The 20,759-nt window shown below is 44.3% G+C and carries 16 protein-coding genes; 12 read left to right on the top strand and 4 right to left on the bottom strand.

The genetic code is table 11. The annotated features are described in order from the left end of the window. Positions 1-127: 127 nt before the first annotated feature. The 4 genes from AC0VYI_RS03725 (at position 128) to AC0VYI_RS03710 (ending at position 6,597) form a co-directional block, all read left to right on the top strand. A complete protein-coding gene (locus tag AC0VYI_RS03725) occupies positions 128-1,048 on the top strand; it encodes a LysR family transcriptional regulator (RefSeq protein WP_199478060.1) in 921 nt (306 codons plus the stop codon). 307 nt (positions 1,049-1,355) lie between these two features. After that, complete coding sequence (locus AC0VYI_RS03720) at positions 1,356-2,468, top strand: efflux RND transporter periplasmic adaptor subunit (protein WP_475447411.1); 1,113 nt, start codon at positions 1,356-1,358, stop codon at positions 2,466-2,468. Beyond that, positions 2,468-5,551, top strand: coding sequence for an efflux RND transporter permease subunit (locus tag AC0VYI_RS03715; protein WP_475447410.1), 3,084 nt, complete (start codon positions 2,468-2,470; stop codon positions 5,549-5,551). The genes AC0VYI_RS03720 and AC0VYI_RS03715 overlap by 1 nt, the downstream gene beginning before the upstream one ends. Before the next feature lie 80 nt (positions 5,552-5,631). Beyond that, positions 5,632-6,597 (top strand): LysR family transcriptional regulator, encoded by a 966-nt coding sequence (locus AC0VYI_RS03710; protein WP_475447409.1) that lies wholly within the window; start codon positions 5,632-5,634, stop codon positions 6,595-6,597. Between the two features lie 23 nt (positions 6,598-6,620). Here AC0VYI_RS03710 and AC0VYI_RS03705 read toward each other — a convergent pair whose 3' ends face one another. Beyond that, positions 6,621-6,833 (bottom strand): DUF1653 domain-containing protein, encoded by a 213-nt coding sequence (locus AC0VYI_RS03705; RefSeq protein WP_199478064.1) that lies wholly within the window; start codon positions 6,831-6,833, stop codon positions 6,621-6,623. 188 nt (positions 6,834-7,021) lie between these two features. Between AC0VYI_RS03705 and AC0VYI_RS03700 the strand changes: the two genes are divergently transcribed. From AC0VYI_RS03700 to astB, 4 genes are all read left to right on the top strand, one after another. Continuing rightward, positions 7,022-8,035, top strand: a complete 1,014-nt coding sequence (locus AC0VYI_RS03700; protein ID WP_475447407.1) for an arginine N-succinyltransferase — start codon at positions 7,022-7,024, stop codon at positions 8,033-8,035. A gap of 99 nt (positions 8,036-8,134) precedes the next feature. Continuing rightward, entirely contained in the window at positions 8,135-9,178 is a 1,044-nt protein-coding gene (astA, locus tag AC0VYI_RS03695; RefSeq protein WP_475447405.1) for an arginine N-succinyltransferase, read from the top strand. Positions 9,179-9,245: 67 nt separating this feature from the next. Beyond that, a complete protein-coding gene (astD, locus tag AC0VYI_RS03690; protein ID WP_475447404.1) occupies positions 9,246-10,718 on the top strand; it encodes a succinylglutamate-semialdehyde dehydrogenase in 1,473 nt (490 codons plus the stop codon). A 134-nt stretch (positions 10,719-10,852) separates the two neighbouring features. After that, positions 10,853-12,217: an N-succinylarginine dihydrolase gene (gene astB, locus AC0VYI_RS03685; RefSeq protein WP_475449781.1), complete on the top strand. Its 1,365-nt coding sequence runs from the start codon at positions 10,853-10,855 to the stop codon at positions 12,215-12,217. A 169-nt stretch (positions 12,218-12,386) separates the two neighbouring features. On the opposite strand, the gene AC0VYI_RS03680 is transcribed toward astB, so the two are convergent. From AC0VYI_RS03680 to AC0VYI_RS03670, 3 genes are all read right to left on the bottom strand, one after another. Further along, the gene (locus tag AC0VYI_RS03680; RefSeq protein WP_475447403.1) at positions 12,387-14,576 is read right to left on the bottom strand and encodes a polysaccharide biosynthesis tyrosine autokinase; all 2,190 of its coding nucleotides are present in this window, start codon (positions 14,574-14,576) and stop codon (positions 12,387-12,389) included. A 76-nt stretch (positions 14,577-14,652) separates the two neighbouring features. Then, positions 14,653-15,099, bottom strand: coding sequence for a low molecular weight protein-tyrosine-phosphatase (locus AC0VYI_RS03675; protein WP_199478069.1), 447 nt, complete (start codon positions 15,097-15,099; stop codon positions 14,653-14,655). Between the two features lie 32 nt (positions 15,100-15,131). Continuing rightward, complete coding sequence (locus AC0VYI_RS03670) at positions 15,132-16,232, bottom strand: polysaccharide export protein (protein ID WP_475447400.1); 1,101 nt, start codon at positions 16,230-16,232, stop codon at positions 15,132-15,134. Between the two features lie 306 nt (positions 16,233-16,538). On the opposite strand from AC0VYI_RS03670, the gene AC0VYI_RS03665 reads away from it, so the two are divergent. From AC0VYI_RS03665 to AC0VYI_RS03650, 4 genes are all read left to right on the top strand, one after another. After that, the gene (locus tag AC0VYI_RS03665) at positions 16,539-16,898 is read left to right on the top strand and encodes a hypothetical protein (protein ID WP_475447399.1); all 360 of its coding nucleotides are present in this window, start codon (positions 16,539-16,541) and stop codon (positions 16,896-16,898) included. Between the two features lie 123 nt (positions 16,899-17,021). After that, complete coding sequence (locus AC0VYI_RS03660; protein ID WP_475447398.1) at positions 17,022-17,723, top strand: YjbF family lipoprotein; 702 nt, start codon at positions 17,022-17,024, stop codon at positions 17,721-17,723. A 25-nt stretch (positions 17,724-17,748) separates the two neighbouring features. Beyond that, complete coding sequence (locus AC0VYI_RS03655; RefSeq protein WP_475447397.1) at positions 17,749-18,513, top strand: capsule biosynthesis GfcC D2 domain-containing protein; 765 nt, start codon at positions 17,749-17,751, stop codon at positions 18,511-18,513. Further along, a complete protein-coding gene (locus AC0VYI_RS03650; protein WP_475447396.1) occupies positions 18,513-20,726 on the top strand; it encodes a YjbH domain-containing protein in 2,214 nt (737 codons plus the stop codon). The genes AC0VYI_RS03655 and AC0VYI_RS03650 overlap by 1 nt, the downstream gene beginning before the upstream one ends. The last annotated feature ends 33 nt before the right edge of the window (positions 20,727-20,759 follow it).

Here is a 20,759-nt window from a genome sequence, read left to right as displayed (position 1 = left end):
AAAGACGGACAAATAATAAGCCGCCCTAATATTGACATTACTATGCCAAGAGACTTAGATTAGAAAAAGTTGAATTTATTAACCCTTAGATAAAGCTTTACTTAACTAACCTAAGGCCTTCGCCATTATGAGTAAACTGCAAGGACAAGTGAGTGACGCCGACTTACGCATTTTGCGGATCTTTAAAACGGTGGTGGAATGTGGTGGTTTCTCAGCGGCAGAGGTCGATTTAAACATCAGTCGAGCCGCTATTAGTATTGCTATCTCGGATTTAGAGACACGGCTAGGCTTTCGTCTGTGCCAACGCGGACGTTCTGGGTTCTCGTTAACCAATGAAGGCAGCCAAGTTTATGAGCACACCCTACAACTCTTATCTTCTTTAGAAAATTTTCGTACTCAGATCAACGCCCTCCACCAGCATTTGCAAGGTGAGCTCAATATTGGCATTACCGACAATCTGGTCACTTTGCCTTACACTCGAATTACGCACTCTTTAGCGGCACTTAAAGATAAAGGCCCACAAGTCGCCATTAATATTCGCATGATTCCACCGACCGATGTGGAACGCGGTGTGCTCGACGGTAAGTTGCATGTCGGCATTGTGCCCAATTTAAAAATTCTAAGTGGATTAGACTATCGGGATTTATACGAAGAAACCTCCCAACTGTATTGCAGTAATACCCACCCATTGTTTAAGCAAGCAGACAGTGATATCAGTATAGATAGGCTGAAAGAGTACGATGCCGTCTTACCTGCCTACGCCCAGACACCCGAGATTAAAACCCAACACCAACCGTTAAAAGCCAGTGCAACCGCAACAGACCGAGAAGGCATCGCGTTTTTGATTCTGACTGGCCGCTACATTGGCTTTTTACCTGACCATGTAGCAGAGCGTTGGACCGGCAATGAACGTATCGACGGCCGCATGAGAGCCATCTTGCCTCAAGCGTGTCAATACGTGACGCGCTTCTCTGCCATTACCCGTAAAGGGGCCCGTGCTAACCTAGTGCTAGAAACTTTTTTAGAAGAATTAGATAAAACACGCTGAGACCATTGCCCAACTGTCTCGCCTTCGCTCACGACGTCGTGCAAAGGCCTCACGTTAATGCTCTTCTTTAGCCCTAAAGACCCGTCTGTGTATCTTATTGGCTGAGCCAAAACCCATTGTTGCACCACGCCTACCAGATATTCTCATTTTGACATATCTTTAATATATATTTAAAAATTCATAATGATGACCTAGAGATATAAAATACAAGCATCAATCAACCTCATTTATTACACTATCTTGGCGATCAACTTTAACTATAAGCAATATTGCGCTTAGATTTTATTATGTCTTTACGGAGAAATGTATGACGCACCAACGCAATAAACTATGCGTTCTTAGCATCCTGCTGGCCACAACGGTGATATTAACCGCTTGCTCTGATCAAAAAGATCAAGAATCAATGACGCAAAACGTTATTCAACCGGTCAAACTTATGACGATTGATTCAAGCCAAGTGGTGAACATTCGCCGCTTTCCTGCGGAGTTAAAAGCAAGTGAAGAGGCAAACCTAGCTTTTCGTGTTGGAGGTCAACTTACCTCCATCAATGTGGTGGCAGGTCAACAAGTCAAAAAAGGCGAATTACTGGCCGCATTAGACCCTAAAGACTATGAACTAAAAGTAGAATTAGCCAAAGCCAATCAACAATTAGCGCAAGTCCAGTTTGATCGTATTCAGACCATGCTTAAACGCAATGCCACCAGCAAATCTCAATTTGACCAAAGCAAAGCCAATCTTGCACAAGCCAATAACGCGCTAGAAACCGCCAAAAACCAATTAAGTTACACACGTTTGTATGCACCATTCGATGGGGTGATTAGTTCGACTTCAACCAAAAACTTTCAGTATGTGAACGCCACGCAAACCATCTTGCACATCCAAAACATCGACCATTTAGACGTGCAATTTCAAATACCGGAGAATTTGGTCACGGGTATTAAGTCCACCCGTACAGGTTATCAGCCCACGGTCATTTTAGATACGCCACCTCATACCGCGTTCAAAGGCGCCTATAAGGAGCACAATACTCAGCCAGACACCTCCACCATGGCTTACGATGTCACCTTGCATTTACTTCGCAATGGCAACCACTCACAAACCCTATTACCTGGCATGACCGCTAATGTGGAACTGGATCTTAACAAACTACACGGCACCGTCAGTCACATTGTCGTCCCCGTCGAGGCGGTGCTACGTCATGAAAATACACAAACAGGCCACGCGGATACTATCGTTTGGGTCTATCACCAAGACAAGCAATCTCTCGAAGCGAGAAAAGTGACCTTAGGCACCTTACAAGATGACAAAATAGAAATCACTTCCGGGTTGCAACCACAGGAACAAATCGTAGTCGCTGGTGTGAATGACCTCACACCCGATATGAAAGTCAGACCTTTGGTTCGTGAGCGAGGTCTATAATGAACATCGCAGCCTATTTTATAGAAAAAAAAGTCACCAGTTGGATGGTGACACTGATCCTATTGATTGGGGGCGCCATTGCTTTCACTAACCTTGGGCAATTGGAAGACCCTGAGTTTACCATCAAGGACGCCTTAATCATCACCACCTACCCTGGTGCTTCACCAGAACAAGTGGAAGAAGAAGTCACCTATCCCATTGAGCAGGAATTACAAACACTGCCTTATGTGGATAAAATCACCTCTACTTCTAAAGCTGGTTATTCAAAAGTCCAATTAACCATAAAAGACCAGTATCGCGCAAAAGAACTCAAGCAGATTTGGGACGAAGTACGTAAAAAAATTCGTGATCTTTCAGGAAGCTTTCCCAAGGGCGTCAGTTCACCAATGGTGTTAGACGACTTCGGCGATGTATATGGAGTGATGCTAGCGGTCCATGGCGATGGCTATCACTATAAGGATCTGAAAAATTACGTTGATTATATCAAGCGCGAATTAGTGCTTGTTGATGGCGTCGCGAAAGTAACCATCGCTGGTGATCAAAAAGAACAAGTCACCATTGAAATATCACGGGCTAAAATGGCAAACATGGGCATTGCCCCAAGCCAACTAGAGAGTCTCTTAACCAATCAAAATATCGTATCCAATGCTGGTCGCGTCAAAGTAGGCAGTGAATACATTCGCATTAGCCCAACAGGAGAATTTAAGGACATTACCGAACTGGAAAACCTGATTGTTGGTAAACCAATTGATGGCAAACTGATTCGTTTAAGCGACATCGCGACCATCAAACGGGAATACGTTACACCTAAGAAGCAAATTGTCGACTTCAATGGTGCACCATCTTTGCTACTCGGTATTTCATTCGCGGCGAACGTCAATGTTGTGGACGTAGGCGAACGCTTAGAAAAACGTCTCGATGAATTAAAATATCAACAACCAGTGGGTATCCATTTGGACCCCATCTACTTTCAATCGACAGAAGTGAAGCACTCGGTTTCTAACTTTTTGCTTAACCTTGTAGAAGCCGTCGCGATCGTTATTCTGGTTCTATTGATTTTTATGGGCATTCGCTCTGGTATTTTGATCGGTCTCATTCTACTACTGACCATCCTTGGCACCTTTATTGTCATGGACTATTTCAAGATCAACCTACAAAGGATATCTCTAGGCGGGTTAATCATTGCCCTAGGAATGCTAGTGGATAACGCCATTGTTGTAACGGAAGGCGTGCTCATTGGGCTCAAACGCGGTATGACCAAAGTGGAAGCCGCCAGCGCGGTAGTCAAGCAAACAAAATGGCCCCTACTGGGTGCAACCGTCATTGCTATCACCGCCTTTGCTCCGATTGGTTTGTCGCCAGACGCAGTCGGTGAATTTGTCGGTTCTTTATTCTATGTATTGCTAATATCTCTGCTACTGAGCTGGATCACGGCCATTACACTAACACCATTCTTTTGCGACCTCTTTTTCACAGAAAGTCGCACGGCAGGAACCGACGCTGCTGGAGAAGATCCATACAAAGGCATTATCTTCGATGCTTATAAATGGCTATTGGATAAAGCCATGCATTTTCGTTGGATGACAGTTATTACGCTCGTTCTCTTCCTATTAATAGCAGGCTGGGCATTCCAGTTTGTCAAACAGTCCTTTTTCCCTCCCTCAACAACCCCTATGTTCTTTATGGATATTCAAATGCCAGAAGGAACACATATTGATAATACCTATGCCAAAGTACGGGAAATAGAAGCCTCCTTGAGAAAGGATAAACGCATTGATTATGTGGCAACCACAACAGGCCAAGGTGCCTTGCGATTCATGCTGACTTATACGGCTAAACAAGAAAATAGCAGCTATGCGCAATTTATTATTCGCACTAAAACGCGGGAAGACATCCCGGTATTATTAGCCGAGCTGCATAAAAAAATGCATGATGAATACCCTGAGCTAGAAGTCAAACTGCAACGGCTTCAGTTGGCCCCTTCAAAGGATGCCAAAATTGAAGCCCGCATCAGTGGGCCAGATCCTAAAGTGCTGCGTCAGATCAGTGAAAAAATCAAAAACATTTACCGTCAAGATGGGGGATTAGAGAGCATTAAAGACGACTGGCGCCAACCGGTAAAAGTGTTACGTCCTATCTTTGATGACGCACAAGCTCGTCGTTTAGGGATTTCCAAAAACGATTTGGATAAAGTGCTACTCACCAACTTTTCTGGTTCGAGAATTGGTTTGTATCGAGAAGGCACAGATTTGTTGCCCATTATGCAAAAAGCCCCTAAAAATGAACGGCGCTCTATTGACCAGATACGGGATCTGCAAATTTACAGTCCGTCATCCGGTGCCTACGTCACCCTGTCAACAGTCGTTTCTGGCTTTGAAACGGTGTGGGAAAATCCTATTATCGAGCGTCGTGATCGTAAAAGAACCATTACCGTGATGGCCGACCCTAATATTTTAGGTGGCGAAACGGCCATGTCTGTCTTCTCTCGCATTCGTGGCCCAGTGGAAGCCATCAAATTACCTACTGGCTATTCCCTAGAATGGGGAGGTGAGTACGAAAGCAGTCGAGACGCGCAAAAGAACATCTTTAAAGCGCTTCCCATGGGATATCTCTTTATGTTTATTATAACCGTCTTGCTGTTTAACTCCGTAAGGGTGCCACTAACTATCTGGTTCTGCGTTCCCTTAGCATTAATCGGAGTATCAACAGGTTTACTGGTGATGAACGCACCTTTTAGCTTCATGGCCTTACTTGGCTTCTTAAGCCTGTCAGGCATGGTCGTCAAAAACGGTATTGTCTTAGCCGATCAGATCAACTATGAAATCAACCAAGGCACTGAGTTATATGAGGCAGTCTTCGTCTCGGCTGTCAGCCGTGTACGCCCCGTTTGTATGGCGGCGGTAACAACAATCCTTGGGATGGTGCCATTGTTATTCGATGACTTCTTTAAAAGTATGGCGGTAGTCATCTCCTTTGGCCTTGGTTTTGCCACCATATTGACCTTGATTGCAGTACCTATTTTTTATTCATTGATGTTCAAAGTAACCTATCGTAAACGTACCGAATTCGAGGGCAGCAAATAATAAAAGAAGTAAGCACGACAAAATACAAGTCACATACATGATCAGGGCCACCCTGATCATTTCGAATAAGAAGATTGATTATGAATACATACGAAATAGCAAAACTCGACATTAAACTCCTTATCGCCTTTGTCACCATTTTAGAAAAAGGCAGCGTGTCCAAAGCAGCGGAAGAGCTCAACATGACTCAACCGGCTCTCAGTAAAAACCTGCAACGTCTTCGGGAAATTTTCCACGACCAACTGTTTATTCGTCAAGCTTATGGCTTAATGCCAACCGCACGAGCGAACGAACTAGCAGACTTGGTCTATCCAATTATTCGTTCGCTCCAAGAGCTGATATTGCCGTCCCAACTTGATCTATCCAAACTGGATCGACGCTTCAGATTAACGATTGACGAAGGGGACTTGGAGATATTTATCGAACCCCTGTTGGCTTATCTTCAACAAGAAGCACCTGAGGTTCAAATGAGTATCAATGCTTGGAATGACTCCTATTTGGACCCCATTATTGACGGTAAAGTCGATTTAGGCATCATGCACATTAAAAACACGCCCAGTTCCGTACGAAGCAAACTCGTCGGCTACATGGAAACCTGCATCATCATCAGCGATGGACATCCTTTATATAAGGTGGATCAACCAACATTCGATGATCTAATCCAGCACAGAGTCGTCACTCATCATATGAAACCCTATAGAGGCCACTCATTTGAAAGCATTGAACCTAAACTCAGACAGCAGGGTTACAACGTTAAAACGCACCTAGAAACAGACAGTTTAATGGCCGCTTTACGCGCCGTGAAACAGGGTATGGCTCTTGTCACAACGCGTTCCGTGGGCGAGCTTATGAACGCCAATAAACATTTTCACCCCATCAGACTCTTACCAATACCAGAAAAAATAATTGATCTGGATGAGTTTAAAGGACGACACCCCATTCATATTTTTTGGCATGAACACTTTCATAACGACCTAGCTCATCGCTGGCTGCGAGAAAAGATCATTGAACTGATGCGAAATTCACCTTGGATGCACCGAGAATAGCGAATGCATCACACGCTTTTTTGTCATTTCTCAGCACGAAGCCATTCAAAACGAGGAATGCTTTCGCCATTAATTTCCACGCTTTCTACAAACATGCTCAGCGGACGAGCCCACCAACCAAACTCGCCATATAAGGCCTGATAGACAACCAATTCTTCTTCTGTCTCACTGTGTTTTACCACACGCTCAACCCAATATTCCGCCCCTTTGTAGTGGCGATAGACACCGGATTTCATACTCTTCTCTCCCCTTTTTTTATTAAATATCGACCTAAAAGTACCACTTACCACAACATCGTGTCGCTATTTAAAAACTTTATCTCTGTTTAAGTCATCTAACATAAGGAATAATAACCTTCTGTCATTTAATCTTTACTAGACCTTAACATAAAGCAATCTAGTGACACTGTATCAGAAGGTGTTGTATGTATCTTGTTCGTCCTGTTGATTTTGGAGATCTTCCTGCCTTAGAGCGCATGGCAAAAGAAGCGGGCATTGGCATGACAAATTTTCCAGCCAATCGCGAACGCCTTAATGACAAAATCGCCTCATCACGTCGTTCCTTACAAACAGATGTGGTTCAGCCTGGGGATGAATCCTATTTATTTGTGCTGATCGACACCACCACAAATGAAATTGTCGGCACCTGTGGCATGGAAGCGATGGTCGGCATCGAGACCCCTTTCTACAGTTATCGTATCGACGAAGTGGTGCATGCTTCCCCACAACTGCAAATTCATAACCGTATCTCAGCCCTTTTCCTTTGTCACGACTACAGCGGCACCAGCCGCTTAATGTCACTGATTGTCGATAAAGCTCACCAAAACCGTGAAGCACTGTCTCTTTTATCACGCTCTCGCCTGCTCTTTTTAGCCCGGCATCCAGAGCGTTTTACCAAGCGTCTCTTCGTCGAACTACGGGGGGAAAGCGACCGCAATGGCTATTCACCTTTTTGGGATGCCCTTGGGAAACATTTCTTCACCATGGACTTTAAAAAAGCCGACTATCTTTCAGGGGTCAGCAACAAACATTTTATTGCCGATTTAATGCCTCGCTACCCTATTTATGTACCGACCTTACCAGAGAGTGCGCAAGAGGTAATTGGTGTGTTACATGAAGAATCGGAAAAAAGCACGGATGTTTTACTGGCCGAAGGCTTCGCTTTCCGAGGGTATGTGGATATTTTTGACGCTGGCCCAACCCTAGAGGCGCGAACAGAAAACCTCACCACTATTAGTCAACAGCGCGTGGGCAAAGCCTTAATCCAACCTAATCCACTAAAAGGCGAGTTACATTTAATCAGTGCAGGGCATCTAGAAGATTTTCGAGTCACTATTGCCCCCGCTGAACCGCAAGCCGCAGGGCTTGCTATTGATAAAAAGACACAAGAACAGCTCAGTATTTCGTCAGGCAGCCGCATTCAATGGGTTGCATTGTAAAAATCAGCAAAATGATTAAAAAATAATCTATACAGGTTTATTAGGCCAAAAGCCCAGCAAATCGTAACTAAGACACGTTATTTCAGAGGATTTTCTATTATGATGGTGATACGTCCCATTCATCAAGATGACCTAAAGTCACTCTATCGTTTAGCCGAAAAAACAGGCATAGGATTTACCTCATTAATTGCCGATGAAGAGAGTTTGCAGCGTAAAATAGTCAAAGCAACACGCTCATTCAACAAAGACGTCATTGATAAACCAAATGATGAAGACTACCTCATGGTGCTCGAAGACACGGACACAGGTGACATTGTGGGGACGACTGGCCTATTAGGCGCCGTTGGGTTAGACGAACCTTTCTACAGTTATCACTTAGGTACTATCACCCATTCGTCAAGAGAACTGGGGGTGCATAACATTATGCCAACCTTAGTTCTCAATAATGATTTCACCGGATTTAGCGAAATCTGTACCTTATTTTTAGAAGAAGATTACCGACACTCCAAAAATGGTCAGCTGCTGTCGAAATCTCGCTTTATGTTTTTGGCACAATTCCCGGAACGCTTTACTGACAAAATTTTCGCCGAGATGCGTGGCATCTGTGATGAAAACGGGGTGTCACCTCTGTGGGAAAGCCTTGGCCGTCATTTTTTCTCCATCGACTTTGAGCGTGCCGATGAGCTAACTGCCCTTGGCAGCAAGCAGTTTATTGCGGAGCTGATGCCAAACAACCCAGTCTATGTGAACTTGCTTACACCAGAGGCCCGTAACGTACTGGGTAAAGTCCACAAAAACACCGTGCCCGCTCGTCATTTACTCGAACAAGAAGGTTTTCGCTACGAGAACTATGTGGATATTTTTGATGGTGGCCCAACATTGGAGGCCCGTGTTCGTGATATTCGTGCCGTACGTGATAGCCGTTTGTATCTTGCAACCATTGGCGAGGTAAAAGAAGCAGGAACGGGCACGTATTACTTAGTTGCCAATGTCAAGTTGGCAGACTACCGCTGCATTTTAATCCAGCGCCCCACACAACCACATGGCGGTATCGTATTAACCGAAGAGGAAGCAAAGCATTTATTGGTCGAACCAAAAGATCCAGTCCGCGTGGTTGAGTTATCGCCACATGGCGGCTATTAGCCACAGCAAAAACAGATTGACCAATAACGATACAATGAGACCTTTTTTATATCAAGGAGCCACTCCTATGAAACAAGCACATTACATCAACGGACAATGGACGAAAGGCGAAGGGGCTTTATTACGCTCAATTGACCCCGCCGATGCGAGCCTCGTATGGGAAGCCCATAGCGCGACAACCAACCAGATTAATGATGCTATCAAGGCGGCTCGTCAGGCATTCCCTGCCTGGGCAAATCGTCCTATAAGTGAACGTCTAGCCATCATCGATGCGTTTGCCAGTCTGGTAAAAACACACAGTGAAGACATCGCGACGTTGATTAGCCGTGAAACAGGCAAACCCATTTGGGAAACCCGAACCGAAGCCGCAGCAATGGTCGGTAAAGTGGCTATCTCTAAGCAAGCTTATGAGGAGCGCACTGGCGAGAAAACCACCTCCATGCCAGGAGCGACGGCCCGTTTACGGCATCGCCCCCATGGCGTGGTCGCAGTATTTGGTCCTTACAACTTTCCAGGGCACCTACCTAATGGTCACATTGTCCCTGCCCTCATTGCTGGTAATACCATTGTTTTCAAACCTAGCGAACAAGCACCAGCCACATCGGATCTGATTGTTCAGCTCTGGGAAAAAGCTGGCTTGCCAGCGGGAGTTCTTAACCTTGTACAAGGGGAACGTGATACAGGAGTAGCATTAGCCAATCATTCAGGGATCGATGGTTTATTTTTCACAGGTAGCCCACAAGTTGGCCATATTCTTCATAAAGGCTTTGCGGGTCATCCAGGAAAAATATTAGCCCTAGAGATGGGTGGCAATAACCCCCTACTCGTTTCAGACAAAATCAGCGATCAACGTGCTGCGGTGCATGAAATTCTCCAATCCGCCTTTATTTCAGCGGGGCAACGCTGTACCTGTGCGCGTCGACTTTTACTACCAAAGAGCGCCACTGGTGATGCCATTCTGGAACAATTGATCACTGCCACCAAAGCCCTATTGATCGACCGTTACGATGCAGAACAGCAACCCTTTATGGGACCGATTGTCTCGGCACAAGCGGCGGATGGTTTGATGCAAGCCTATAATAAATTAGTCAAACTCGGGGCCGTATCTTTGCTTGACATGACACGAGGAGATAGCCATACAGGATTTGTTACACCGGGCATTATTGACGCCACCAACATACAAGACACGCTACCGGATCAAGAATACTTTGGTCCGTTACTCACGGTCATCCGTTATGACTCATTAGACGACGCCATGACGATTGCCAATAACACACAATTTGGCTTGTCTGCCGGCATTTTGTCTGATGATAAAAGCGAATACGAGTGGTTCCTACAACATAGTCGAGCAGGCATCATCAACTGGAATCGCCAAACCACTGGCGCATCCAGTAATGCCCCCTTTGGTGGAACAGGTGCCAGTGGCAACCACAGAGCAAGTGCTTACTATGCGGCAGACTATTGTGCGTACCCCGTAGCCAGCATAGAGGCGGATAGTTTAGCGATGCCGGAAAAACTCGCTTTTGGTATCACCCTTTAAAACAACGGTTCTTTAAATAATAGTTTTTTAAACAATGAATGATTACCCCCCGTAATCATTCAACACCGCTTAATAACGACTTGTTGAGGTCATGATGAATAAGGCGACAGAAGCAAATTTTGATGGAGGTCATGATGAATAAGGCGACAGAAGCAAATTTTGATGGTTTAGTGGGCCCAACCCACAATTACAGCGGCCTGTCTTTTGGCAATGTCGCCTCATTTAACAATTCAGCCAAACCATCCAACCCAAAAGCCGCCGCTAAACAGGGGCTAATCAAAATGAAAGCCCTTGCGGACATGGGCTTCCTGCAAGGCGTCCTCGCACCCCATGAGCGCCCTCATATCTCCACCTTGCGAAAGCTTGGCTTTACGGGAAGTGATGCGGCTATTTTAGAAAAAGCAGCTAAACAAGCACCTAAATTACTGGCAGCCGTTAGCTCAGCGTCCTGTATGTGGACCGCCAACGCCGCTACCGTCTCCCCCAGTGGCGACACACAAGATGGCAAAGTGCATTTCACCCCGGCGAATTTAGTGAATAAATTCCATCGATCCATCGAACACGAAACCACTGGAGCGATTTTACAAGCCACTTTTAACAACGAACAATATTTCGTCCATCACCCTGCTCTGCCAAGTGTGGATCATTTTGGCGACGAAGGGGCCGCCAACCATACACGTTTTTGCCATGACTATGGCGAACAAGGAATAGAGTTTTTTGTTTATGGAATGGAAGCTTTTAACCATGCGGCGCCTAAACCCGCTAAGTTTCCTGCTCGCCATACCTTAGAAGCCTCTCAAGCCATTGCTCGCCTGCACGGTTTGCATAAAAACGGGGTAACCACAAACCAGGTTGTCTATGCCCAACAAAACCCAGATGTGATAGATGCAGGGGTTTTTCATAACGACGTGATTGCTGTCGGGAATCGTAACGCGCATTTTTATCACCAAGAAGCTTTTCTTGATAGTGCCAAAATGAAACAGGATTTATTAAGCGCGTGGGGAGATCGGGCCTCAAAATTTCATTTAATCGAAGTACCGAGTAGTGCCGTATCGGTAGAAGACTGTATTCAATCCTATCTATTCAACAGCCAATTACTCAGCCGTGGCGAAAACGACATGGTATTAGTTGTCCCAGGGGAGTGTGAAAGCAACTCGGCCGTATGGGCTTATCTTAATGAGTTAGTGAGTAGTCACCAATCACCGATTAAAGCCGTCAAAGTCTTTGATTTAAAACAAAGCATGAGCAACGGCGGAGGCCCAGCATGCTTGCGCCTACGAGTTGCCTTAACCCAAGCCGAACAAGCAGCCGTCAATCCCGCCACATTAATGACGGATACCCTATTTGAAACATTAAATCACTGGGTGGACAAACACTATCGAGACGAATTGAATGAAAAAGATCTCGCAGACCCACAACTTCTGATCGAAAGCAGAACCGCGCTGGATGAATTAACGAAGATACTAGAGCTGGGGTCGGTGTACGATTTTCAGCGCTAGTAAATGGCTTTAACCATTTAACGCGTGTAGGTCGTGGCTTTAGCCCGACAGTGCTCGTTAGACTGAAGTCTAACCTACAAAGCACACGACAAAACGGTAGATCGTGGCTTTAGACCGACAATGTCGGCATAAAGTCCCGACCTACAAGATCATATTAAGAGTAACAATACTAGTTTTTATCACTCTTATACTCGTAATTGTAGTAACCGTAACTATTGCCCGCTTTTTTCTCTACCGCGTTGAGAATAAAGCCTTTCACATCTACACCAACCTGTTCAAAGCGTCGATAAGATACTTCAATTTCTTTCAAGGTATTTTGGTTAAAACGGCCAACCATCAAGGTTGTGCCGGCAAAAGCGCCTATAATACTGGCATCGGTTACCGCAAGAATTGGCGGCGTATCGATCAATACAAGGTCATAGTTTGCTGAAGCCCATTCGCAAAATGTCCTAAATCGTTGGTGCATCAATAACTCAGAAGGGTTAGGGGGAACTTGACCTTTTACAACAAGATGCAGATTCTCTATTTCGGTATCACGAACCACTTCATGTTCTTGCTTTTTACCACTTAAAAAGTCTGATAATCCATTTTCACTGGTAAGCCCAAACTGTTTATGCAAATAGCCTTTACGCATATCTGCGTCGATAATCAAAACTTTTTGCCCCGTTTTCGCCGCAACAGCAGCAAAGTTAGAAGAAATAAACGACTTACCAATACTTGGCGCTGGTCCGGTAAACATGACAATATTATTTTTCGCTTCCAACATGGCAAAGTGAAGACTAGTCCGCAATCCTCTTAATGCTTCCACTGCCAAGTCGGTTGGGTTCGCTTCAGCCAGCAGTATGTCTTTAACATGAAGCCCTTTGGTTGTTAGCCGTTTTCTTTGCTGCTTAAATAGAAGCTTATCAGATAGCTTCTCCTGTGCATCAGACTTAGGAACGCTGGCATACACAGGCAAACCTAAGGTCTCAATGTCTTCAGCACTTTGTATGCCTTTATGCAATGCCATACGAACTAAAACGATAGCCACAGACAACATCAAACCCAGCATCATGGACAATATAATAATCAAGGATTTTTTAGGTTTAATAGGTTTAGGATAGGCTTGAGCGGTATCTAAAATGCGAACATTACCAACGGTACCCGCCTTCACCACACTCAGTTCTTGAATTTTGTTTAATAGACGAATATAGATTTCTTGATTAATTTCCACATCCCGCTTCATATTCAGAATAACACGTTGTGTTTGTGGCATTTTCTGAATTTTATCATTTAACTTGGCTTTCTCCTTTAACAGCGCATCACGATTTTGCAGTAGGGCTTTATAGCTGGGGTAATCTTTTGTATAAAGCTTACTCATCTCATTTTCTTTGAAGGCCAAGTCATTCAGCTTTGACTCAAGCTCCACCACGGATTGTAACGTACCTTTCGCTTCTAAAGTTAAATCGATTGAGTCATGTTTTTCACGATAATCGTTTAGCTTGTTTTCCGCATCATCGAGTTTTTTTCTGACCGTTGGCAAATGCTTACGCAAAAACACCAAGCTCTGCTCAGCTTCTTCGGAGTTTCTATCGACATTTTGTAAAAAATAGTTTTGGCTTATATCATTTAGAATATCAGTCAGTTGGGGTTTGTCTCCACCTGTGATTGATAAGGTCAAGATACCTGTTTTTTGTCCTTGTTCAGTAACTGACAACGCTTTCGAAAGCAACTCAATTGCCGAAAAATCAGTAATTTTTGTTAATGTGAAGCGATCCCCCTTATGGGCATCCAACGCATCCACTCGGATTGTGTACGCCCCTTGTTTCACAAGTTGGCCCACAGCACCGGATAAAATCACTTTGCCATCAAAAGATAAGTTGTAGGTTCGCCCGGTTAAATCAAGTACCGACAATTCAAAATCTTCCCCAACTTTATCAGCTGGTACCTCAAAGCGGCTCACCTCTGCCGTAGTCTGATGGTGAGACAAGCGCGCAATGCCTTTACCAACGATAGGAAAATAAATTGGCTGAACCACAATATTTAAATGCAACTTCTCGATGGTTTTCTTTAAAATAGTTCGGGATTTAATAATAGCAATTTCAGCTGCAGATGAGTCGCCACCATCTAATGACCCGGATAGTCCGCCTAAATCGCCTAATAACGAAGACACTCCGGTGTTTTTTTGCTCAACCTGAATCAGCGCATCGGCTTTATAAATTGGAGTAGACAATAGAACGTACGCCACACCACCCAACACAAACAAGCTGGTGATCAAAATGATAAACCAGCGGGCATCCAGCAAAGATCCAAGCAGTTTAGTTAAATCAATCTCATCGCTTTCTTTGTTCGTTGTACCCGAAATAGACTGCAGACTCATTAATGAAGACCTTTTCTTTAATAACGCGCTATCAGAAAAATGAACGTTATGAATGTTTAATCAAAATACTAGCAAATTAAGAGGACAATTTTTTGGCCCAGGCTTCAGCAGACAAAGACAAAGCCTTAAAGGTCTCATCAAAAAACACTTCACTTTTATGATAAGGGTCAGCAATATCAGACTGATCCAGCCATTGGCTAAATAACATCGCCTTACCGCGAGACTCAGGTGATAACTGAGTTAACCACTCTAAATGCTGCTTTTCCATCACCAAAATCAAATCAGATTCTAGACATAAAGAAGGGGTCAGCTGCCTCGCTTTATGTTCACTGATCAGCAAACCATGCTTTTTTGCCACACTCAGTGCCATAGAGTCCGCCAAATGTCCTGACAAACCACTTTTATCCACGCCTAACCCCGCAGAAGAAATATATTTGCCTGGTAGCAACTGTTTTAACAAGGCTTCTCCAGTGGGCGAACGACAGATATTCCCGACACAAACCACTAATATTTTATCAAACACACGAGATCTCCTTTTAAACATTAGAAACGGTGTTAGGGAACACTGTTATAGCCACTAATAGTGGGTAATAACAAGCTGATAACACGATTCCATCGAGCAATTGGAGCGGCTGTTACGTACACAACATCATAGGGTTTTAGTGCAAACTCGGTGCCAATCACCAGCGCGGCAGCGTCTTTGATGTTCAACTGATAGATATCAGCAATACCCTTTGACTTGCCCTTAGTGCTACGAATAACAAACACACCTGTCGCATCGGCCGATAGCTCATTAATGCCCCCCACACTACTTAGGGCTTCGGTTAAGCTCATCCCAGCACGATCAATCTTCAATAGCTTAGGATCTTTTACATCCCCCATGACAAAGACTTTTTGCGAATCATTACGCGGCACATGCACAATATCCCCTGCCTGCAATAAATGGTTTTGCATGAGATCACCACGTTGCATCAATGCATAGAGAGACACGTCCTCCTCTTTACCGTCATGGGTAATGGTCACATGACGCCAATCTGCGTCTTTAGACAAGCCACCGGCATCATTAATCGCATCCAGTAAAGTTAAGGGGATATTAGTAATAGGCTGTTGACCAGGCTTATCTACCTCACCAGTGACATACACCTTTTGCGAGCGAAATGCGGCCACACTGACATCAACCTGAGGATTCTCAATATATTTGGCCAGTTTTTGGGTAATTTCTTGACGAATCTTCCTGACAGTTTTGCCCTGAACAAAGACTTTACCGATAAAAGGATAAAAGATAGAACCATCCGAATGGACAGAGTTCCCAGACTCAGCTGAACTACGGTAGGAACCTGCGGGAATCGTCAACTCTGGGTGGTTCCAAACCGTCACATTCAGCACATCCCCTGGCCCCACTTTATATTCGTATTTGGCGAGCACCGCATCCAACAGTGGATTAGCTTCCGCCTTTGGCAACACAGGCTGAAATTTTGCAATGCTCTGTGCCGTTAGAGGGTACACACTAACCAAATCAGACAAGTTATCGGATGTTTTAACGCCATTTTCATTAACAACATGCTTATCGCTGACACTAAGCTGAGAGCCGGGGATTGTACAGCCCGTTAAGACAATGGGCAGCAAGGCGACTAATAGAATTTTTTTCAGGACCATATCTCAATATTTACTCATTCAATCGTCCACCGAGAAAGACCAGATAGTTCATAGTAATTTAGAAACTAGGCCCACAAAAAATAAAGCATACTACGCACAAATAATGTATATAACGCGCAGTATTATCCATACTCTTTAAACATTACGCAACGCTCGAATCAAATAGAAGCAAAGCGAAAATGGAAAATTTTACCAAGAACCTAACGCTAGATGCTTACAATGTAATCAAATCTCCCCTAAAATGGTTCTTGATGTCTGCTTAGTTAGGCTGATATCAACATCGATGTTAGTTAATAAGGAAATCCTATGAAAAAACTTACTTTAGCAATGATCATTGCTCTGAGTGCGACGGGGCAAGTATACGCACAAGATGCAGGAACAAGTCCCGGCAGCGCCGCAGTAAATAGTAGTGGTTCCGTTTCTGGTGGTGCTGGTGGTGCTGGTGGTGCTGGTGGTGCTGGTGCCGCTGGTGGTGCAGGTGCCGCTGGTGGTGCAGGTGCAGTTGGTGGCGTAGCAGGCACAACTGCCGGAACGTTTGGAATCGGTGCGGCTGCTGCGGCTGCAGGCGTGGCCGCAGCCGCCGCCGCTGGTGTAGCGATTACTTCTATCTCAGACACTAATAACAATACAACAGCCACATCGGGCACAGTTGGAACCGTTAATTAATAGCAGCATTAGCTTCTATTCTATTTAATAATGTTCCACTGAAACCATAGGCCTCACTGTGATTTACGCACCGTGCTTAAACAGTGAGGCCTGTTTTTATTTTGCTAAGAAGTGAACCTTTATATGAATCAACGTAGATTAGGGCGATGTAGTACTGTCTATCTATTGCCTCTACTATTAGTATTACCTTTACTATTGACCGGTTGCGCTCAAGCATTTCGAGACAATATGGCAACCGTGAAAGCGGCTTGGCATGCCAACACCGATGCACAAATTTCGAGTGAAAAAATTCGTAAACTCCCCTATACGAGCATCTTCCTTAGAGTAGACAATGGCCCAAGGCTATTCGTTGTTGCCGCTTTTGCTGATACAGATAAAGAAAGCCATAATACTCAATTAACTTGGCTCTCAACTGACAATGTCATGATCGTCACAGAGAAGGGGCGTATCGTTAAGACGTTGGGGTTCAAAAAAGATAATTTAGCCAATCTTAGCATCAACACACCTAACACCGGAAAATTGTCCTACAACACCATCCATAATGAATGGAACGCCACCTACGACTGGCAACCCAACTTCCGGTACAATTTCATTGCCCAAGTGAAACAAAAAGACCTAGGCTACGAGACGCTGACCACCCCGCTCTGGCAAGAGAAAACACACCATATTGAAGAAACAGTCACCATCCCAAAACTTAATGTTTCATTTAAAAACGAGTTTTGGGTAAACGAACACAATAAAGTGGTAAAAACCATTCAATATCTTGGCCCTAATATGAACAAGTTAGAGATCACCTTTATCAAGCCCTACAATATCAAGCCTTAAATTAAGACAAAAAGGGACTTAGCCCGTGGACATATTGCGAACGAATATAAATACCGTGAAACTTTCCATCCTTGCTGTAGCACTGACCTTATCGTCTTTCGCCTTTGCAACCCAAAGCCAAGAGGAAAGCCCCAAAAGCAGCAACCAAATCACTCTTGTGGAAACAGCAACAACATTTCACTACTCCACACCACCACGTTTATCCACAGCATTAGCCGAGGCCCTGCACACCTTAACTTACAATCCCTATTACTTAGGGGCGGCATTAGTAGAGGAAACTCAGCAGCAAGACTTTGTGCGTTTTAAACAAAACGTAATGGATCAACTTGCAATGGCTCAAACCTTTTCGACCGAAAAAATGCGCTCGCAATTAGAGCACACTGAATTTGCAAAAAAGGAAACACTCCCTTTAGACTACGATATTGTCAGAGTGTTCCCGAAGAAAAATCCCTTATTAAAGGGTCACTTTAAGCTTTATCTGCCTAAACGACCCCATGATATTATGGTGTATGGGGCCATTCAAAGCACAACCCCTCTTCACCTAACACTACAAGACGGCTCATCTTTGCAAGCCTATTTGCCCGAGATCCCTTTTTATAACGTCGCGATGAATACCGTCATTTGGGTCATCGAACCGGATCAAACCATCGACCGAATTCAAAACATCCATCAACAAAAACAACCGACGTATCTTGCGCCCGGGGCCATTATCTACATAGCATCCAATGAAATCCCCGAACAACTTAACCAAAACATTGTGACACTTTTGCAAAATCGCTTGGAGAAGTAATGTTGTACCCTCGATTTATTCTCATCTCTCTCATCGCTTGCTCCAGCTTTGTTCATGCCAGTAACGAGGAACAACCACCTCTGCGTGCTCCCTTTGCACTGCCGCCCTTTAAACCAACCCAAATGGATTTTGGTGGCGTGGGGCTAATGCAAATGCCCACCGGACGAATGGCGAAGGATGGCGAGTTTAATGCTGGCTACTCCCACAACGACGACTATAATTTCTACACTTTATCGATACAATTGATGCCTTGGTTAGAAAGCACCATTCGTTACACCCAAGTATCCGATGTGCTTTACAGTAATGATCAGCAATTTAGCGGCAACACAAAGTACACAGATAAAGGCATCGACTTTAAATTAAGATTGTTTAAAGAGAGCCAATACATACCAGAGACCTCTTTAGGCTTTCGTGATATAGGCGGTACAGGCTTATTTGATGGGGAGTTTATTGCCGCCACTAAACGCCTCTCAACCAACCATTTTGGGCAACTTGACTTTACCCTTGGACTAGGTTGGGGATATTTGGGCCAGAGAGGCAATATAAAAAACCCCTTTTGCTCGGCATTCGACAGATTCTGCATAAGAAACAGAGGAGGAAATGGAACTGGAAAGGTTGATTACTCTAATTTTTTCCATGGAAATTCAGCCATCTTCGGTGGCATAGAGTACCAAACGCCTTATGAACCCCTTCGATTAAAACTTGAATACGATGGCAATAATTACCGCCAGGATTTCGCCGCGACACACGGCAATGCCAATCTAACCCCAAGCACCCCTTGGAATATCGGCGCGGTTTATGCCGTAAACGATTTTACCAATCTCAAATTAAGCTATGAACGCGGCAATACCTTGACGCTAGGGATTAACCTACACACAAATTTTAATAATCAACCATCAATATGGAAAGCCACTCCTGTCCCGGCACTTACCAACAATCATCCAATCAAGCTTGCGGATGTCAATTGGAAAAAACTAGACAGCGATTTATCCACCATTGCGGGCTATAAAAATAGTGAATTTTATCGTAATGGTGACACGGTCACAGTTGTAGCCCATCAAACACAATATCGTGATCGCAATCTAGCCCATGAGCGTGCAGCTGCTGTGCTCGCTAATGCTTTACCGACAAAAATTAAACAATACGATGTAATCGAACAAGATCAGCACATCCCTCTAACTGGCACGCAAATCAATGCGGATAAATATAAAGCCGTTGCTAATGTCAGTTATATTAATGCCAATATAAAAGACGCTACGCAACCGATTAACATCAACAACGCCGCTCTGAACTCCAAACCCTTATACGATGGACAATCCGCTTTTCAATATGGCTTTGGGCCCCATTTGGAGCAATCTTTTGGTAGCCCAGAAACCTTCTATTTATACAGTTTAGATTTGGATGGCTACGCTTCTTACTGGTTGAATCCTCACCTGCAGTTGTCTAGTTCACTCAGTTTTCATGTTCTAAACAATTACAACAAATTTAACTTTTTAAAACTCAACGATGGGACGAATAATTATCGAGTAAGAAGTTTGGTTCGTGCCTATATGGATAAAGACACCTCTATTAGCAACCTTCAGCTCACTTGGTTTGAAAAATACCATTCGAACTGGTATCAACAAGTTTACGCGGGCTATCTTGAAACCATGTTTGCCGGGGTTGGTAGCGAAATTTTGTACCGCCAGCCGAACGCCAACTGGGCCATTGGTGCTGATTTGAACTTTGTCTCTCAGCGTGACCCTAATACCACATTCGGTATTTATAATGACGTCCATGGCTATGGACAGAACACAAAAGTACTGGTGAAAAAACCAACCGGGCATGTTTCCGTGTATTATGAGCCTCGCTGGAAAGCAATGAACAACCTGCTCCTTCGTGTTGATGTTGGTCAGTTCTTGGCTCAGGATTTTGGTACGAGGGTGGATATCTCCAGACAATTTAAAACAGGCATCATTGTGGGGGCTTTCGCCGCTAAAACGACCATGTCAGCAAAAGACTATGGCGAAGGAAGTTTTACCAAAGGATTCTATATATCCATTCCGTTTGACTTAATGTCTATCCACCCAACAACAGAAAGAGGAACCTTACCATGGCAACCACTGACTCGTGATGGTGGTCAGATGTTAGCTAAACGCTATAGCCTCTTTAGTATTACTGATCCTGTCTCCCCATGGTTCGGCCGACCAAGTAGTGTAGACAAGAGCGAATAATATAGGGAAGAACTAAGAGAAAAACGGAAATAG

The sequence above is a fragment of the Marinomonas sp. 63XJN7_9_ISO-PGPR-S23-217 genome (assembly GCF_056173515.1).
This window is presented reverse-complemented; position numbering and strand designations above follow the sequence as displayed.

What these genes read in the sequence shown, in the direction of transcription:
- AC0VYI_RS03660 (WP_475447398.1), top strand. Translation starts at nt 17,022, where the DNA reads ATGAATCAACGTAGATTAGGGCGATGTAGTACTGTCTATCTATTGCCT.
- AC0VYI_RS03665 (WP_475447399.1), top strand. Translation starts at nt 16,539, where the DNA reads ATGAAAAAACTTACTTTAGCAATGATCATTGCTCTGAGTGCGACGGGG.
- AC0VYI_RS03710 (WP_475447409.1), top strand. Translation starts at nt 5,632, where the DNA reads ATGAATACATACGAAATAGCAAAACTCGACATTAAACTCCTTATCGCC.
- AC0VYI_RS03680 (WP_475447403.1), bottom strand. Translation starts at nt 14,576, where the DNA reads ATGAGTCTGCAGTCTATTTCGGGTACAACGAACAAAGAAAGCGATGAG.
- AC0VYI_RS03650 (WP_475447396.1), top strand. Translation starts at nt 18,513, where the DNA reads ATGTTGTACCCTCGATTTATTCTCATCTCTCTCATCGCTTGCTCCAGC.
- astB (WP_475449781.1), top strand. Translation starts at nt 10,853, where the DNA reads ATGAATAAGGCGACAGAAGCAAATTTTGATGGTTTAGTGGGCCCAACC.
- astD (WP_475447404.1), top strand. Translation starts at nt 9,246, where the DNA reads ATGAAACAAGCACATTACATCAACGGACAATGGACGAAAGGCGAAGGG.
- AC0VYI_RS03670 (WP_475447400.1), bottom strand. Translation starts at nt 16,232, where the DNA reads ATGGTCCTGAAAAAAATTCTATTAGTCGCCTTGCTGCCCATTGTCTTA.
- AC0VYI_RS03705 (WP_199478064.1), bottom strand. Translation starts at nt 6,833, where the DNA reads ATGAAATCCGGTGTCTATCGCCACTACAAAGGGGCGGAATATTGGGTT.
- AC0VYI_RS03720 (WP_475447411.1), top strand. Translation starts at nt 1,356, where the DNA reads ATGACGCACCAACGCAATAAACTATGCGTTCTTAGCATCCTGCTGGCC.
- AC0VYI_RS03715 (WP_475447410.1), top strand. Translation starts at nt 2,468, where the DNA reads ATGAACATCGCAGCCTATTTTATAGAAAAAAAAGTCACCAGTTGGATG.
- astA (WP_475447405.1), top strand. Translation starts at nt 8,135, where the DNA reads ATGATGGTGATACGTCCCATTCATCAAGATGACCTAAAGTCACTCTAT.
- AC0VYI_RS03725 (WP_199478060.1), top strand. Translation starts at nt 128, where the DNA reads ATGAGTAAACTGCAAGGACAAGTGAGTGACGCCGACTTACGCATTTTG.
- AC0VYI_RS03700 (WP_475447407.1), top strand. Translation starts at nt 7,022, where the DNA reads ATGTATCTTGTTCGTCCTGTTGATTTTGGAGATCTTCCTGCCTTAGAG.